Here is a 14,285-nt window from a genome sequence, read left to right on the forward strand (position 1 = left end):
TCTCTATCTTGATTTTTTTGACGAGGTTAATAGTGCTTTAAGCTTTCAAACTATTCTTTTTTCTAGGTTCAGTTTTTACCTTCCGGTTCGGGTTCAGTGAACCGCTTCCCTTCTGGCGCTTTATTAATGTATCAACTCTCCCCAGAGTTGTCAAGCGTTTTGCGAAAATATTTTTGACTTTTTTTTGAACCTATACACACCAAGGGTTTCGGCTCTCATTCACCGCTCGGCTATCCGAAACCTGACTCCTCTTTAGGGCTTGGGTCTGCTTTTTGACCCCGGAAATACACTTGGGGCCGGGACTTGGTTGAGTCGATGGAAGGTAGTCGGGTAAGGTTCGAGAGTCACCTCTGTCCCCTCCCCTAAGAACGCAGCATGAGAGTTTCCAGCTCACTGCGCTCAAGCTTTGGGTCGTGCAACAAAAATCTGTGGGATACGTCGAGTTGAGTGAGTGTTGGTAGTGCTTTTATGTAAAGGATGGAGAAAATTGAGGCGGTTGAACTTTCAGCATTCCTAATCGGATTTGGTGATTGTAGTCATGAATGAAGTTTCAAATAGCACCCTTGTGATTCTCCAACTTTTTAGAAAACGATAACGTCTTCCTGACTAATCGCGAAATTCGTTGCCTGAGAGTATTGTTCAATCGTTCAATGTCACTGGTTAATCCGCTTTCCTTGCCGACGGACTTATGCCTTTTACTTGGTAAAACTACGGCATAGGCTTCCCAGGGAGCGGTATAAATCTTGGCACATTGGCGATCGACACTTGGTAGTCAATCCCATAATGCAAGAGCCGATTTCGAGGAGCGGTCTCCAATATGACATCCGATCACTTCCCGAGTCTTGGTATCCATTGCTAACCAGACCCATTGTTTATTCCCTTTGACGTCTACTTTCATACCAGAGTTCATCCATTTGGACTGTGTGTTTTCCAATTTCTTTCGGAATGACTGTGGCTTTGAGTTCTATTGCACCGTACAAGTGGTTCACATAATTTTGGAGCCAGCTCTGGGAAACGCCCATGACTCGGGCAATACCAGCCAGGGAAATCCGCTCCAACAGAAGTAACTCAATTTTTGCCAAAATGTCGGTGTCTTTGGGTGTCCAAGTTCGGATTTTCGACAAACTGCCGACCACATTCGCGACATTTGTGGTTTTGTTTTCCCCGACGAGTCATCCCATTTTTCATCACATCGTCAGAACCACAAGTGGGACAAATTAGATAGGGTTTCAGGATGAGACTCCTCAAAAGACTGGACATAGAGGTATTATCCTCCATCCTTTACATAAAAGCACTACCCGATGAACGGATATTAATGATGGTATAGGATGAACGTCCCTGGCTGTTGTGTCGATCGCAGCCTCCACGAGTTCGGTTCATCAACACCTCGCAAGAGGGTTAACCAGACCCAGATTCTATCAGCCATTGCACAACTGGTGAGCGTGCTGGTGGTAGCTGGGTTTTGTTCGCCATCATAAACGGGGTAAGTAACCCAGATTGGGTATTATAAATTTGTGCGCTGGTTGCAAGAAAATATAGAAGTATTTGCGACTTATAAAGCCACTTTGGGCTTAATTTGGGTTTAATTTTTGTTTAAGTCCTGCTCGAAGTACGATCGCCCCTGGGCTTCTATTCCAAAAACAGAATAACAAAATCCCCGACTTCTTAAAGAAGTCGGGGATTTAACCGCGATCGCATTTTAGGTTAGGCGTTTCGCCTGTTTTTACGCCAACACTGGCACGGGTTGCGGCCAACGACCCATGACTTTACCAATCACCGCCAATTCTTCCATCAACTTGTCGAACTGATCCGGTGTTAAAGATTGTGGCCCGTCAGACAAAGCTTTTTTCGGATTCGGGTGCACTTCAATCATCAGCGAATCAGTACCAGAGGCGATCGAAGCAAAGGCCATTGAAGGTACAAACTGCGCCCAACCGGTGCCGTGACTGGGGTCAACCATAATCGGTAAGTGAGTCAGGGTTCGCAATACTGGTACTGCCGACAAATCTAGCGTATTCCGCGTATATTGCCTGTCATACCCGCGAATTCCGCGCTCGCACAAAATCACGTTCGGATTGCCAGAAGCCATGATATACTCAGCAGCCATCAACCATTCTTCAATGGTGGCGGAGATGCCGCGCTTCAGCAAAACGGGTTTATCTTGAGCTCCGACTTTCTTCAACAGTGAGAAATTCTGCATATTTCTCGCCCCGACTTGGATCACGTCGGCTACTTCCACGATCGCACTTAAATCGGCCGCATCCATAACTTCGGTGATAATTCCCAAACCGCTAGCTTCCCGCGCCGCAGCTAGCAATCCCAAAGCACTCTCGCCGTGGCCTTGGAAAGCGTAGGGGGAAGTTCTCGGTTTGTATGCGCCACCACGGAGGAAATGAGCACCAGCAGCTTTGACGCGCATTGCCGTTTCGACAATCATTTCTTCGTTTTCGACCGAGCAAGGACCTGCTACGATCGCGATCGGGTGATGCAAGCCGATCGTTACAGTTCCTAAAGGAGTAGCAACCGCTACTTCGCTGGCTTCTCCTTGGCGGTACTCCAGAGAAGCGCGTTTGTAGGGTTTTTCCACGCGCAGCACTTCTTCAATCCAGGTGCTCATTTCCCGCAGTTGCAGAGGTTCCAGCTCAGCGGTTTCGCCTACCAAACCCATAACAACTTTGTAACGGCCGACGATTTTTTCTGGTATCAAACCCCAGTTAGTGCGGAGCTCTTCGTCTAGTCTGTCGATCTCGGCTTCTGGAGTGCCGGCTTTCATTACAATAATCATATTTTTTTTGCCTTTTTAGTGGGGCTAGAAACGGATGATGACTCTGATGCACTGAGAAAAATAGATGCAATGGCGATCGAGAATCTATTTATATCAGTATTATTAGCATTGTTGTGGGGCGGGTTCTTGTTCCCTCCCCCAATACAAACTCGCTAATGGTTAACAGCTTACTTTTTAGCTAATGACTCATGACTAATGACTAACTTTTTGGCTTCGCGGCGCGCCACGCTTCTCGCATCCGTCCAAAATTGGTATTAAATTCTTCCCACCCCAGAGTGCTTCCTGAAATTTCTTCATCCCAGGAAGCCGAGAGGACTCCGTAGCTTAATCCCAGAACGCCTAGACCAAAACAGCCCATGCTTACCAGCAATACTGCTGTGTTGGGCAAATCAAACAAGCCCTTGCTGACTACGAAATAACTCACAAAAAATGTGGAAATTCCCAATAGGGTAGGTACGCCGCAGAATACCGCTATGCGGGATATCATGCGTTGGCTGACTACTTCGGGGATGGATTGCGACTGTTTTCGAGTTTTGTTAGCTTTGGGCTGCTTGTCGGCAGAATCCAACTCTAAGGCTACGCTTGGTTGGGGTTCTGGGGGCTTTTTAGGCGTTTTTTTACGATTGGTTGCCGGTTCAAAGGGCAAGCGCTTGCGGGGTGGTTCGGAGGACATATTTTATCTCTAACCTGAAATCTCGAACATTTTTCAATAATTCTTGGTGTTTGTCCAAGATTAAAGAATATTGTCGCAAATTTTGGCTGTGGTGTTTAGCCGCGAATGCCTAGACGGGCAATCAATGCTTTGTAGCGATCGGCATTTTGCTTTTGGATGTATGCCAGCAGGCGCTTGCGGCGGCTGATCATCATCATCAAACCGCGCCGGGATGCGAAGTCTTTTTGGTTGATTTTCAGGTGGGCGCTGAGTTTTGTGATGCGATCGGTCAGCATGGCGACTTGGACATCTGCTGAGCCGGTATCGGTTTCATGGGTTTGGAAGTCGCCCATGATTTCTTGTTTGCGCTGTTGTGTAAGAGCCATGAATTGATTTTAGTTTTTTTTGTACGATTGTCACAATCTCCTATGTTATCACAGGGGAAGCATAACAACGATAAAATTTTTGCCAGGGATGGGTTTGTTGGCCCGGCGGAATTTTGGTTTTTATTCCCGGTTTCGGGCTCGGGTAGGGGATTATCGGCTCAAATAAGCGATCGCCTCACGTATCCAATCATCAGCATTCGCTTTGGCCGACAAAGTGCTGTCTTGACTGAGGGTTTGCAGCGCTTGCAAGACTTCAGCCGCAGTGTATCCCATCGCCAGCAGGATCATCTCGACTTCTTCTTGAATAGCTGGGGGGACTCCGGCGGCGACTGAAGTCGTCAAACCTGCTTGCTGTCGCCATTCCGAGAGTTTGCTTTTGAGTTCGAGGGCGAGACGTTCTGCGGTTTTTGTTCCCACGCCCGGAGTTTTGGCGAGGATGCGAGTGTTACCGCCGACGATCGCCTGGACTAAATCTTGTAATCCTAAAGTATCGAGAAGTGCGATCGCCAGTTGAGCACCCACACCGCTAACACTCGTCAACTGCCGAAACAAATCGCGTTCTGCCGCGCTGCCAAAACCGTACAATACGATTTGGTCTTCCTTAACTTGCTGGTGGGTAAAAATTTGGGCGACTTCGCCGGATGCTGGCAATTGACCGGTCACGCGGGGCAAAATTTGGATTTCATAGCCGATTTGATTGACTTCGAGAGTCAATATGACGCGGTTGCTGCCTTTGGCGATATCGGCGACTGTGCCTTTGAGATAGCTAATCATAGAGTTAATAATACACCGCTATTGGCTTTCATCAAAATCGGCGATGATGTTGCGGATGGAGTTGAGGCTGATGTGTGTGCGATTCCCTTCGGGAGAGCTCCGCTTCACGGATTTTGAGTATATGGTTAACAAAAGTACGATCGACGGCTATTCAACTCGATCGATCATGCGATCTTCTAAAATCTCAAATCTAAAATCGATCGATTCTCTCCCACACTGCCGAGATTCATCTGGTTGTTCCGGCTTTGGCTTGCGGCAAGAATCTTCTGAGACTGGCTTTTACTTCTGCAACTAAAGTATCGTCGGGGTCTTCTTCAGCTTCATCTGTAGGTTTCTGAAAAAGGAGGATGATTCGCACGCGGCTGGGAGTTTCTGCGGTTAAAGGTCGATCGAGAATTAATTGACCTTTTTCGTAGATCGTTGCTGTGACTTGCCCGGCTTTTATTTGTTTTCCCGTGACGTTTTTTAAATTAATACTAAGCTATCACGCTGAGCGAGCGCTTTTGTAATTTTTTAATTCAAAATAAGATGCTGTTTAACCAAAGACAAATCCGTCTTACCAAAATTCACAACCAAAGCTACATTGAAATTTTCCAACGATTTGACAAACCACATAATTTCATTAGAAGCTTTACCTTCATAGTGATTAAACAAAATAGAAAATCGCTTTTCCAACTCTGGTTTGACCTTGCCCGAAAGCAGTACAAGTTTTAGCAGTAAACCCATTGTTCTGCTGGCACCGAGGTTGTACACCAAGTCGTAAAAAACGTAGTGGCTGGGATGTTGGGAATTTTCCACTACTAAGAAGTTGAACAACTGGTGGCAAGTCCGAACTAACAATGAATTATTGAATTTCACCGAGTCATGTTCTCGCAGTGTATTTTTGATTTGTTTGTACAAACGGTCATTAAATTGACGCCCCCCGTATTCTGGTTCGATAGACGCTATTAAATATTCATATAAATCCACTTTAAATGAGGCGTAAGATGGAGTTTGTCGGGAATCTCTCAGGAAAAATTGAGCCGCTTCTTTGTAGCTGCGATCGCCTGCTACTTTTCCGGCAAATTCCCTGACCGCTAAGTGCAGTTCTGCATCGTTCAAAAGTGTGGGATTAGGCGCTCGCTGCACAATTCCTATTTCTGTATTCCTCGGCTCAACCAAATAATTTAAATATTGAGACAAATGTGTTTCAAATTGTTGCTGTCTTTGAAATGCCAGTTTTTGAATGGTTTGTTGGTCTTCCTCAATGCTGCCCTTGCTCAGTAGAGAATAGCCGTACAAATAAGGATACCGACATATCAATTCGCCCAAAGGAGAATCAGTATCTTGTTGCTGCGCTTCCGCCTCTCTATCTAGGGCTTTTACTAAGCGCTCTAGGGTCTGAAATTCTTCACTTTTAGTAAAGAAAGCTATTTGTTCTTGCAAGCGCTTGACTATGTAAAATTCCGTCCCGAATCGGGGAGAACTCTGCTTAAATAAAGCTACTAAATTTGCGATCGCGAACTGGTTGTGTGATTGCAATTGCCAGCGGTTGATCGGGATGTAGCAGCAGCGGTGTAGGATATATTTAAAGTGCTGATCCAATCGCTTGACGGAGACTATACTGTACAAAGTTGCTTCAATCTCTCGATCGGGATAGCCCATGCCGTCGATAAATAGCTTTCGGAACCGCTCGATCACCTGTGCGGGGGATTCTGTTTCCACGCAGGAGACGATGTGATCGTACAATATCTGTTCGTTGCTGCCAGTTGGAACACTATCTGAGGGCGGGGTGAGGATGCGGCTGTCTGCATCTGTGTCTACGCTGCTGTCTGCAACTTGTGCGACAACCACTGTCGGTTGTTCCCCACAAGTTCGATCGGGATTCAAGAACCAATAGTGTTCTTGGCTTAATTGTTTGTTCGCAGCCCAATCCAAAGCTGACTGCAAACTTTCCCCTGTCAATAACAGCGATTCATCTTCGCGGTCTGAAGCCAGCCATGCTGCTAGCGCGGAGTGGTAGGGAGCCAATTTCCCCAGCTCTTTTTCTACCCAAAATTGATTAAAAACTGACAGATAAATTAGGTTGGAAACTATTAATTTACCGTGAGATTTAACAACCAGTCCTGACAGTTGCAATTCGAGTTTTTCGGGAGAGTATTCTGCTGGTAGTCCCTGCGATTCCCCCGGTTTTGTTGCCTTGACAGGTTGCAAAGCTTGCTGGTACACGGTTAACAGCCGCGTGAGGTCGCAGTGGCTATGGAAAATGCGATCGCGTATGGGTATCAAATGTTGGGGTTCGTCTTCTTCTTCCCAATTTTTAATAATTCTGTGTTTGATTAGTTTTTCAACCTGCTGAGCTTCGGAATTTCTGCCAATAAAAGGCCCGTATTCAAGTACCAAGTGGCAAAGTTTGTGAGTGAGAAACGGTTGACCGCCCGTCCAAGCTAATATTTCTTGGAGCACTTTTTGGGGGCGAAAAGCTTTCAGGGCTAATCCTTTTGCTAGCGGCAAACTTTCGTGCAGTTGGAATCGACTTAAATGAATCTGCCGTCCAATATTAAAAGGGTTGCATCTTGGATCTCGGATCAATTCTGAGGGGGCTGCTACTCCCATAACAGCAAAAGTCAGGCGATTGTATTCCGGTTGCTCTGCCCGCTTGGAGTAACAAGCCCGGATCAAGGCAAAAAAATCGCTGGTACTGAAATTTAGGCTGCTGATGCTGTCAATGTCATCTATGAAAATTACCAGATTTTGCTGAAGTGACTTGAGCAAAACTTTTTCGATAAATATCTCCAATCGCTGCACCGGCGATAGCAGTTCGCGATCGTTCCACCACTTGATGGCATCAAACCTGTTTGTGATGTGTAAACTGCTTGCCATGCGGTACATGATTCCTGCGTACCACTTTTGGGGAGAGATATCAGGGCTGCTGATGCTTCTCAAGTTGATCGCGGCAAAAACTGTACCTTCGGCTTGCAACCTTTTGGCCGTTTGCACTAGCAGGCTGGACTTGCCCATTTGTGGCGAACTCAACACGTAGCAGAAGTCTCCGGCTTTGAGTCCTTCGTAGAGCTCGCTGTCTGCCGATCGCCTGACATAGGTGGGCGCACCGGCAGGCAAATATCCTCCGACTTGATAGTGGTACGTTGAGTTGACTTCTGCTGTCATCTGGGAATTCATCAAGATTTTACGCCCCTATGCTGTGCGATCGAAAGGTTACAAGGTGGAATTATTGCCAGCTTACTATGGTGGAAAATTTTTGTTCCTCTTTCTCTATTGTCTACTAGCTGAGCTTTCTCCTTGTCAATCTTTACCGTATCTTTGCAAGCGTTCGCCCCAAATCCTACGATCTGCTGAATCGTAGCCCGCCACTTAATTTTTTACACTCGTTCACATAATTGATGAATTTTCACTCGATCGGATTAAGAACGCTAAAACGCCCTTTTTTTTCACATTTTTTTACAATAATACTTTAAATATCACCCGGTGGTATGATGTTGGCAGGGAAACTCATAACCACACCGCCGTCTACCTTCTGCCTTCAGCTCCGCCTGCCGGATGCCAGAGAAAAACGCTGAAGAATGGCTGCCAATAAAAAACCCCAGCGTTTTGCTGAGGACTGCTTGAGTGGGAGATATCGTTAATCTGCGTTTTTTTAGTTGACTTAGATTGCATGGAATTCCATGCTGCTGACTTTCCCCGGGCTTTCGCGTTCGGGGATTCCTAAAGAACAAACTTTTCAGGATGCATCCACAAAAAGTTTAATTCTTAAAGGCTTTGTCAGTACCAGGCTAACCACTTACTCAACTATAAAAGTTAAGTCGGTGGCTAATTGTAGAAGATGCGCCCTGATGGCTTAACTACCCGATGGATTAGCACCCTGATGGCATAACTCCCTGATGGATCGACGCCCTGATGGCTTTCGCTCCACTACCCAAAAAATTCGGGTTGATGGATGATCGTGGACGTTAGTAACACGTCACTTCCGGCGTTTCCGATCGCAAGCGGGTGTGCCTGTCTGAATTGATTATGGCAGGCAGATTTATCAGAAGACAAGTGGGCTATTGCATCAACCCATTTCTGACAGATCGGGTTAGCCAAAAAGTGTCAATCTACGGAAATCAGGGTCATCGAACATGAAAAACAGCATCTTAGTATTAGGGGTAATTGCCTCGGCTGGCTTCGGCTTTTTCCAGGCAGGCAGCGCCAGCGCTTCCGCGATCGCCCCACAACATTCATCAGCCAGCAGTTTGACGGCTTGGGAGAGTCGTCCCGACTTTAACTACACTGGAACGAATGAGGATGGGGAGGCAGAAGAGGTAAAAACGGGTGGTAAAGCCAGGAAATAATTGGCGCTATTGTATGGTTCGCTCTGATGCGGTTGTGGTGCTTGTTGTCCCAACGGCCTCTGATCGAGGTAGTTAAAACTCGATCCCAAGATCAGTCTACCTAATCCCAGGGGTGGGGATCAGTTTCAGAGAACGGTGGATGGGAAAATAAATAGGTAAGGCGAGTCTGTCGGTGGAGTTTCCCGCCTATCAACTTCCTTACCTTCTGATGTTCGGGATTTGGATCTGGCACAATCGTATTTCATCTCGTAAAAACCCAATGGAAAATACTCTCGAAACTACCCGCAGACAGCGCGTATTGACAAGAACCCAGGAACGGCGTCAGGCAACACCCAAAGAAAAACAGTTGATTCACCTGCTGGCCAATATGGCTTGCAGTTTGATTAAATACGACTACAAACACGCAGCCGGGAAGGGCACTCTCCCGCCTTCGGAACGCAAGCGTTTAGCGGAATGGCACTACCTGCGAGTTCAGCAAATTCGCCGGATCGAACGCTCATTGGAGCCCGTAGCGACCCTTAAGCGCGTGTACTACAAGAGCATCCTCAGTCCGAGAGATCTGAAGTCTTTGAAACTTCTGTGGCTGGAGGAGGACAAAAACCGCGTCAAACGGGTCGATCCTGACTTGGACGACATCCTCAGCGAAGCTTTGGATAGGGGAGATACTTTAAAACAGCTATTTCACTCGATCGAAGCCAAAGAACGCACCTTTTCTGCAACTCCTAGCCCGGGCGCCGTGCCGCTTTGGGTCAAAGAGTGGGAAGACTCGGAATATGACATAAACTTTTTTCCGCCTTCCTTCCCTGCATGGGTTTCGATCGTGGACGACTAGGTTCAAGAAAAACTCTTTGACATGGCATCGATCGTAAAATTCAGATGGTAGACTTATTTGCTATTGCTGCCATTGGCGAAGAGGGTGGGGGCGATCGGCTAAACCAGGCGGCGTTGCGCGCAGGCATCCGAGTACAGAGAAGTGAATCGGAGTCAGTACCATTGTACAATGGGGGAAAACCAGGGCTTCAGCTAATCGCTGATAGCTGATAGCTGATAGCTGATAGTTTCTCATGACTGACTCGATTTCTACTTCTCCTCTAGACTCGGCGGCCGATACAGCCGAACTCCGCTCTCAGTTGAGGTCGGGTTCGGAAAAAACTCAACTGCAACTGCTGCAACAACAAATAGCAGATTCCGGTTGGGATGTATTGATGGAATTTTTATTAGAGCGCAAGTCAGATGCACCGACTGCGGTAATGGGTAAGGCTTACCAAATTCTTTACAGTGCTAATTCTCCGAGAGCGAGGGAGTTTTTGCAAGCGAATTTTCCGACTGGGCTTGTGCCGCTGCGATCGGACTCTAACATTGATTACACTCCACTGCAACAATTATTGGCGTTACAGGAATTTCAAGAAGCCGATCGCATGACTTTAGACAAGCTTTGTGAATTGGCGGGTGATACAGCTTCCGTGAGAAAGTGGCTGTATTTTACGCAAGTTGAGAGTTTGCCGGTGGTGGATTTGCAAACAATTAATACGCTGTGGAAAGTTCATTCCGAAGGCAAATTCGGCTTTTCAGTGCAGCGGGAAATTTGGCTGAGTTCGGGCAAGAATTGGGATAAATTGTGGCCGCTAATTGGCTGGAAAAAGGGGAATAATTGGACGCGCTACCCGCAAGAGTTTATCTGGAACTTGAGCGCGCCGAGAGGGCATTTGCCGCTGTCAAATCAGTTGCGAGGAGTGCAGCCGTTTGCGGCTTTGATGGCTCATCCTGCCTGGTTGAAGTGAATGGTTTTGGGGCTTTTGGGGAATGTGGGGCGGCTGGATAGCCGGCCCCGCTATTGTTTTTGGGGAATTGGGATTTTGATTTTTGAGGCGCAGAAATTCACAGAAATTCACAGGCGGGACGCCTGTTCCACTTTTGGTATAGAGGGAGAAGGGCGATCGCACTTCTAGGAAGGTGGGGAAATTTTGTATAATTGATATTTGAATTAATTAGCGAGAGGGCTGGGAGTCATGGTAGGCATCGGAACCAAACTCACTTTAGCAGAATTTCTAGCTTTGCCCGACGGAGATATATATTGTGAGTTTGTAGATGGTGAAGCAGTTCCGAAAGTGTCTCCAAAATTTTTTCATTCCAGTTTACAGGGAGCTTTGTGTCGCCTGATTCGTGTATGGTGTAAAGGACGCGGGCGAGTGCTTCCAGAATGGGCAATTTTGTTAAAACGTCCCGATAAAGATTGGGTACCTGTTCCCGATTTAACGTACATTTCTTATGAACGTCTACCGAAAAGTTGGCGCCAAAATGAAGCTTGTCCCGCAATTCCTGAACTGGTGATTGAGATTATCTGTCCTGGTCAAACGATGCAGGGATTTGAAGAGAAGGCGAAAGATTATTTGGCGGCGGGCGTTCCGCGAGTTTGGGTGATTGATCCAGAGGCTATTTTAATTAGAAGTTTTTTGACCGATGGTTTGAGTCAAGTTTATACGGATAATACAGTAATTGTAGATGAGTTGCTGCCGGGTTTGGAGTTGACGACTAGACTGATTTTTGAAGAAGCCGAATTGATTGATTAATTGAGGGCGATCGTACTCTGTGCAAGATATCAGTCGTAGGGTGCGTGACAGCGGGAAAACTTTAACTCGTGGCGGTGGGACTATTGACTGTCACGCAATGCGACAAAACCATAGTATTCACAAGGTACTATGGTTTTTTTGCGCTTACCCGTTACTCATTGAATTAGCGAGCACTTTGATTTAAGATTGTTTGAATTTGATTTTGTACTTGTTCGAGTTCTCGACGTTTGTCAGCCAGCCACACTTTTTGGGACTCGCATTCTGCTTGATTTTGGCTATCGCGCTTTTCCTGCTGTTCTAATAAATTTTCCCACAGCGAGATAGCTTTTGACATCGCATCGCTATTCGCATCAGCGCGATCGTCAAATACTGCAATAATTCTTTGTTGTACCTTCTCAAAAATAGACTCTGCCGATTCGCCAAATTTCTCAAAGCCTAACTCACAAACTTTTTCCTTAATCTGGGCTTTAACAGCATCGCCATCTAAAAAACTCCAGCCCAAACCGCCACCAGCACCAGCGGCTAAGCCACCCAAAACAACTCCTATAAAACCAAGTCCTGTAAAAAATAGCAACGCAGCACCAACTGCTGCACCAATTCCTAAACCCCCAAAAAATCCTCCATCCTCAATCTCGCCAATTGATGAAGCTATTCCGCTTCCACTGCTGCCAATTCCGCCTAAGCTACTTGTTGTTGCTAAGTTATTGAATTGAGCCACAAGGCTAGTGCTGAGTTGCTGGTCAAACTGTTGAAATTCTTGGCGTATTGCATAAATATCTTCACCGATTTGGCTGTCTAGCACTCCCATATTTTGTTTTAAAATAGACTGTACTTTTTGATTGCCCCAGTCATCAATTTCTTCGGTGATGTCTCGTACAAATTGCTCTGCATAATCTTTAGTCAACTTGTCTTGACTCATGATGTGTCCGTGTTCGGAAGTCCAGCGATGACTTTTTGCCATCAGGCGTTCTCCCAATCCTTCCACCCATTCATTCCAAGATTCAATAGCTTCTTCTACAGATTCCTCTCTCAGTTCATTAGCTAAAAGTTTGATTTTCACATCGCGGCCGCTTACTTCCGCTATTTGTTCAAAAATCTTCGCCTTATCTCCTTCAGAAACTGTCAACTTTCCTTCTAGCATTTCCCTATATTGACTCAATTCATCGCAGCCAGTATTAATAATTTGCTTGATTCCGGCTGCGGATTGGTTAAGTGCGATCGCCCCCCGTTCAACTGTCAAAAACTGTTCCATAGATTTTGTAAAATCCTGAAAAGATTTCACATACTCATTTTCCGTCCCGTCCAAAATAGCCTCAAGTGCAGATTGAGCAGAAATCAAATGAATCCGGTTTTCACCCACAATCAAATTTTGTTTTTTAACAAACGTTTCTACCCTTTCTCTTGCCTGCTTGCGGCTTCCTTCCCGACGCAGCAAATCGGCAAAATTAACTAAGATAAAAATATTTCTTGCAGCTTCATCATCTCGCTCGGGATTCAACTTTTGTTTCAAATACAAAAGAAGTTCCCGCTCTTTTTCTGTCAAAAGATTCTGAGCGTGAGTCAAAAAAATCACCGCATCAGTTGTTTTGAGAACCTGTTCCGTAACTAACGTGCGTTCCGCTTGTTCGTTCAATCCGGGAGTATCAATAATTTCTACACCATTGGTACACAATTCGAGATTCGGATGCTCGAAAATGATTTCTTTGATTTCTGAATTGACAATTTCATCCCCAAAAGAACCTAAAGCCGCTTCCTCAGAAATCGATGCTTTATCTTTATATTGCTCAGGTGAAATCTCCTCTTCACGTCCGTCTGTGTATTTGCAGATAACCCGCTGCTGTAGCCCGTATGTCAAAACTGTCACCGTACCGCTACAGGGAATATCCCGCACCGGTTGAATTTCCTCCCCCAGCAAAGCATTGAGCAAAGTTGATTTGCCTTTACTAAACTCGCCGACAACAGCAACGCGGAAACGCTGAGATTCTAATTTACGAGATATCTTTGTTACTTCTTCTGGTAAATTAGGAGAGAGCACGTTGCGATCGCTTCCATCTCGCAGACTTAAATATAGTTTGCCTTTGTCGCAAACCGCATCCAATAATTGTTGCTGATACTCGTGAAACTTTTTCAACTCCTGATAGGACGAAACTGACTGCTTTGGATTGCTTTGCTGTTTGGGTTTTGCTGGCAAATGTTCGATAATGTGACTGGCAGCACGGACAAACAAAGAATCGATAGATTGAAATCGTGCGGGAGCGAGTAACGAGTGGACTTCTGCTAAAGCTGCTGTATCGCTGATTGCTTGATTGCTAAAACTCGCTTCCAAAACAGTCAAAAATCGCGCATCGATTCCGAGTCTGTTGGCGATGATCGTCAAATACTCTTTTTCGCGTTTATCTATTGTCCCATCTGCCGCCGACATTTGATACCCAAAACTAATCAGCAGCAGTTTTTCCTCCTCAGAAAAACACCCTGTCAGCGCCAGCAACGCCGTCAATTTCTTGTAAACTTGCTGTTCCCGCACGCTCTTAACCATCGGCATTACCAATGGGCGCAAATTGTTGTTAGCGGGAATAAGTTCCGTAAAAGTTGTCCGCAGCCGCTGGATTTCCTCAGCACCAACCGTACCGTCGGCATGAATAACTCCCAGCAATACCGTCACCAATCCCGCCAGAAAAAGCACGGGCGGATTAATATCCTCTTTTCGGAGGCTTTGCCCTGTCAGTCGGGAAATAAGCTCAACCGTTTGCGGACTAATTAGTGAAGTGTCCATTTGCCGCGCCTTTA

At 46.1% G+C, this 14,285-nt stretch carries 12 protein-coding genes and 1 pseudogene; 5 read left to right on the forward strand and 8 right to left on the reverse strand.

Translation table 11 applies throughout. From position 1 onward, the window contains the following. Positions 1-550: 550 nt before the first annotated feature. The 7 genes and pseudogenes from QUA62_RS12250 to QUA62_RS12280 form a co-directional block, all read right to left on the reverse strand. Positions 551-1,260: pseudogene (locus QUA62_RS12250) on the reverse strand (IS1 family transposase). A gap of 463 nt (positions 1,261-1,723) precedes the next feature. After that, entirely contained in the window at positions 1,724-2,785 is a 1,062-nt protein-coding gene (gene aroF / locus QUA62_RS12255) for a 3-deoxy-7-phosphoheptulonate synthase (protein ID WP_190661930.1), read from the reverse strand. Positions 2,786-2,984: 199 nt separating this feature from the next. Then, complete coding sequence (locus QUA62_RS12260; protein WP_190733218.1) at positions 2,985-3,458, reverse strand: PAM68 family protein; 474 nt, start codon at positions 3,456-3,458, stop codon at positions 2,985-2,987. Positions 3,459-3,553: 95 nt separating this feature from the next. Beyond that, positions 3,554-3,823 carry a 30S ribosomal protein S15 gene (rpsO, locus tag QUA62_RS12265; protein WP_015174482.1) on the reverse strand — a complete coding sequence of 90 codons (270 nt, stop codon included), beginning with the start codon at positions 3,821-3,823 and terminating at the stop codon, positions 3,554-3,556. Between the two features lie 150 nt (positions 3,824-3,973). Next, positions 3,974-4,597: a Holliday junction branch migration protein RuvA gene (gene ruvA / locus QUA62_RS12270; protein WP_190661926.1), complete on the reverse strand. Its 624-nt coding sequence runs from the start codon at positions 4,595-4,597 to the stop codon at positions 3,974-3,976. 226 nt (positions 4,598-4,823) lie between these two features. After that, positions 4,824-5,072: a type II toxin-antitoxin system RelN family antitoxin gene (locus QUA62_RS29365; RefSeq protein ID WP_445301659.1), complete on the reverse strand. Its 249-nt coding sequence runs from the start codon at positions 5,070-5,072 to the stop codon at positions 4,824-4,826. 38 nt (positions 5,073-5,110) lie between these two features. After that, the gene (locus QUA62_RS12280; protein WP_333404293.1) at positions 5,111-7,747 is read right to left on the reverse strand and encodes an AAA-like domain-containing protein; all 2,637 of its coding nucleotides are present in this window, start codon (positions 7,745-7,747) and stop codon (positions 5,111-5,113) included. A 968-nt stretch (positions 7,748-8,715) separates the two neighbouring features. Here QUA62_RS12280 and QUA62_RS12285 point away from each other — a divergent pair. The 5 genes from QUA62_RS12285 to QUA62_RS12305 all read left to right on the forward strand — a co-directional run bounded on the left by QUA62_RS12285 (position 8,716) and on the right by QUA62_RS12305 (position 11,498). Beyond that, positions 8,716-8,928 carry a hypothetical protein gene (locus QUA62_RS12285; RefSeq protein WP_333404295.1) on the forward strand — a complete coding sequence of 71 codons (213 nt, stop codon included), beginning with the start codon at positions 8,716-8,718 and terminating at the stop codon, positions 8,926-8,928. Between the two features lie 259 nt (positions 8,929-9,187). Then, positions 9,188-9,760, forward strand: a complete 573-nt coding sequence (locus QUA62_RS12290) for a hypothetical protein (RefSeq protein ID WP_333404296.1) — start codon at positions 9,188-9,190, stop codon at positions 9,758-9,760. 44 nt (positions 9,761-9,804) lie between these two features. Next, a complete protein-coding gene (locus tag QUA62_RS12295) occupies positions 9,805-9,969 on the forward strand; it encodes a hypothetical protein (protein ID WP_333177198.1) in 165 nt (54 codons plus the stop codon). Between the two features lie 23 nt (positions 9,970-9,992). Then, positions 9,993-10,709, forward strand: a complete 717-nt coding sequence (locus tag QUA62_RS12300; protein ID WP_333404298.1) for a GUN4 N-terminal ARM-like repeat domain-containing protein — start codon at positions 9,993-9,995, stop codon at positions 10,707-10,709. Positions 10,710-10,937: 228 nt separating this feature from the next. Then, on the forward strand, positions 10,938-11,498 hold the full coding sequence (locus tag QUA62_RS12305; protein ID WP_333404300.1) for a Uma2 family endonuclease: 561 nt from the start codon (positions 10,938-10,940) through the stop codon (positions 11,496-11,498). A gap of 163 nt (positions 11,499-11,661) precedes the next feature. On the opposite strand, the gene QUA62_RS12310 is transcribed toward QUA62_RS12305, so the two are convergent. Next, positions 11,662-14,271, reverse strand: coding sequence for a dynamin family protein (locus tag QUA62_RS12310; RefSeq protein WP_333404302.1), 2,610 nt, complete (start codon positions 14,269-14,271; stop codon positions 11,662-11,664). Positions 14,272-14,285 lie beyond the last annotated feature (14 nt).

Origin of the sequence: Microcoleus sp. MON1_C1, assembly GCF_036701945.1 — a bacterium.
In the GTDB taxonomy this organism is placed as follows: domain Bacteria; phylum Cyanobacteriota; class Cyanobacteriia; order Cyanobacteriales; family Microcoleaceae; genus Microcoleus.

Excerpts from the sequence above, each read along its gene's own strand:
- QUA62_RS12285 (WP_333404295.1), top strand. The coding sequence starts at position 8,716 with ATGAAAAACAGCATCTTAGTATTAGGGGTAATTGCCTCGGCTGGCTTC.
- QUA62_RS12280 (WP_333404293.1), bottom strand. The coding sequence starts at position 7,747 with ATGACAGCAGAAGTCAACTCAACGTACCACTATCAAGTCGGAGGATAT.
- QUA62_RS12290 (WP_333404296.1), top strand. The coding sequence starts at position 9,188 with ATGGAAAATACTCTCGAAACTACCCGCAGACAGCGCGTATTGACAAGA.
- aroF (WP_190661930.1), bottom strand. The coding sequence starts at position 2,785 with ATGATTATTGTAATGAAAGCCGGCACTCCAGAAGCCGAGATCGACAGA.
- QUA62_RS12295 (WP_333177198.1), top strand. The coding sequence starts at position 9,805 with ATGGTAGACTTATTTGCTATTGCTGCCATTGGCGAAGAGGGTGGGGGC.
- QUA62_RS12305 (WP_333404300.1), top strand. The coding sequence starts at position 10,938 with ATGGTAGGCATCGGAACCAAACTCACTTTAGCAGAATTTCTAGCTTTG.
- QUA62_RS12260 (WP_190733218.1), bottom strand. The coding sequence starts at position 3,458 with ATGTCCTCCGAACCACCCCGCAAGCGCTTGCCCTTTGAACCGGCAACC.
- rpsO (WP_015174482.1), bottom strand. The coding sequence starts at position 3,823 with ATGGCTCTTACACAACAGCGCAAACAAGAAATCATGGGCGACTTCCAA.
- QUA62_RS12300 (WP_333404298.1), top strand. The coding sequence starts at position 9,993 with ATGACTGACTCGATTTCTACTTCTCCTCTAGACTCGGCGGCCGATACA.
- ruvA (WP_190661926.1), bottom strand. The coding sequence starts at position 4,597 with ATGATTAGCTATCTCAAAGGCACAGTCGCCGATATCGCCAAAGGCAGC.
- QUA62_RS12310 (WP_333404302.1), bottom strand. The coding sequence starts at position 14,271 with ATGGACACTTCACTAATTAGTCCGCAAACGGTTGAGCTTATTTCCCGA.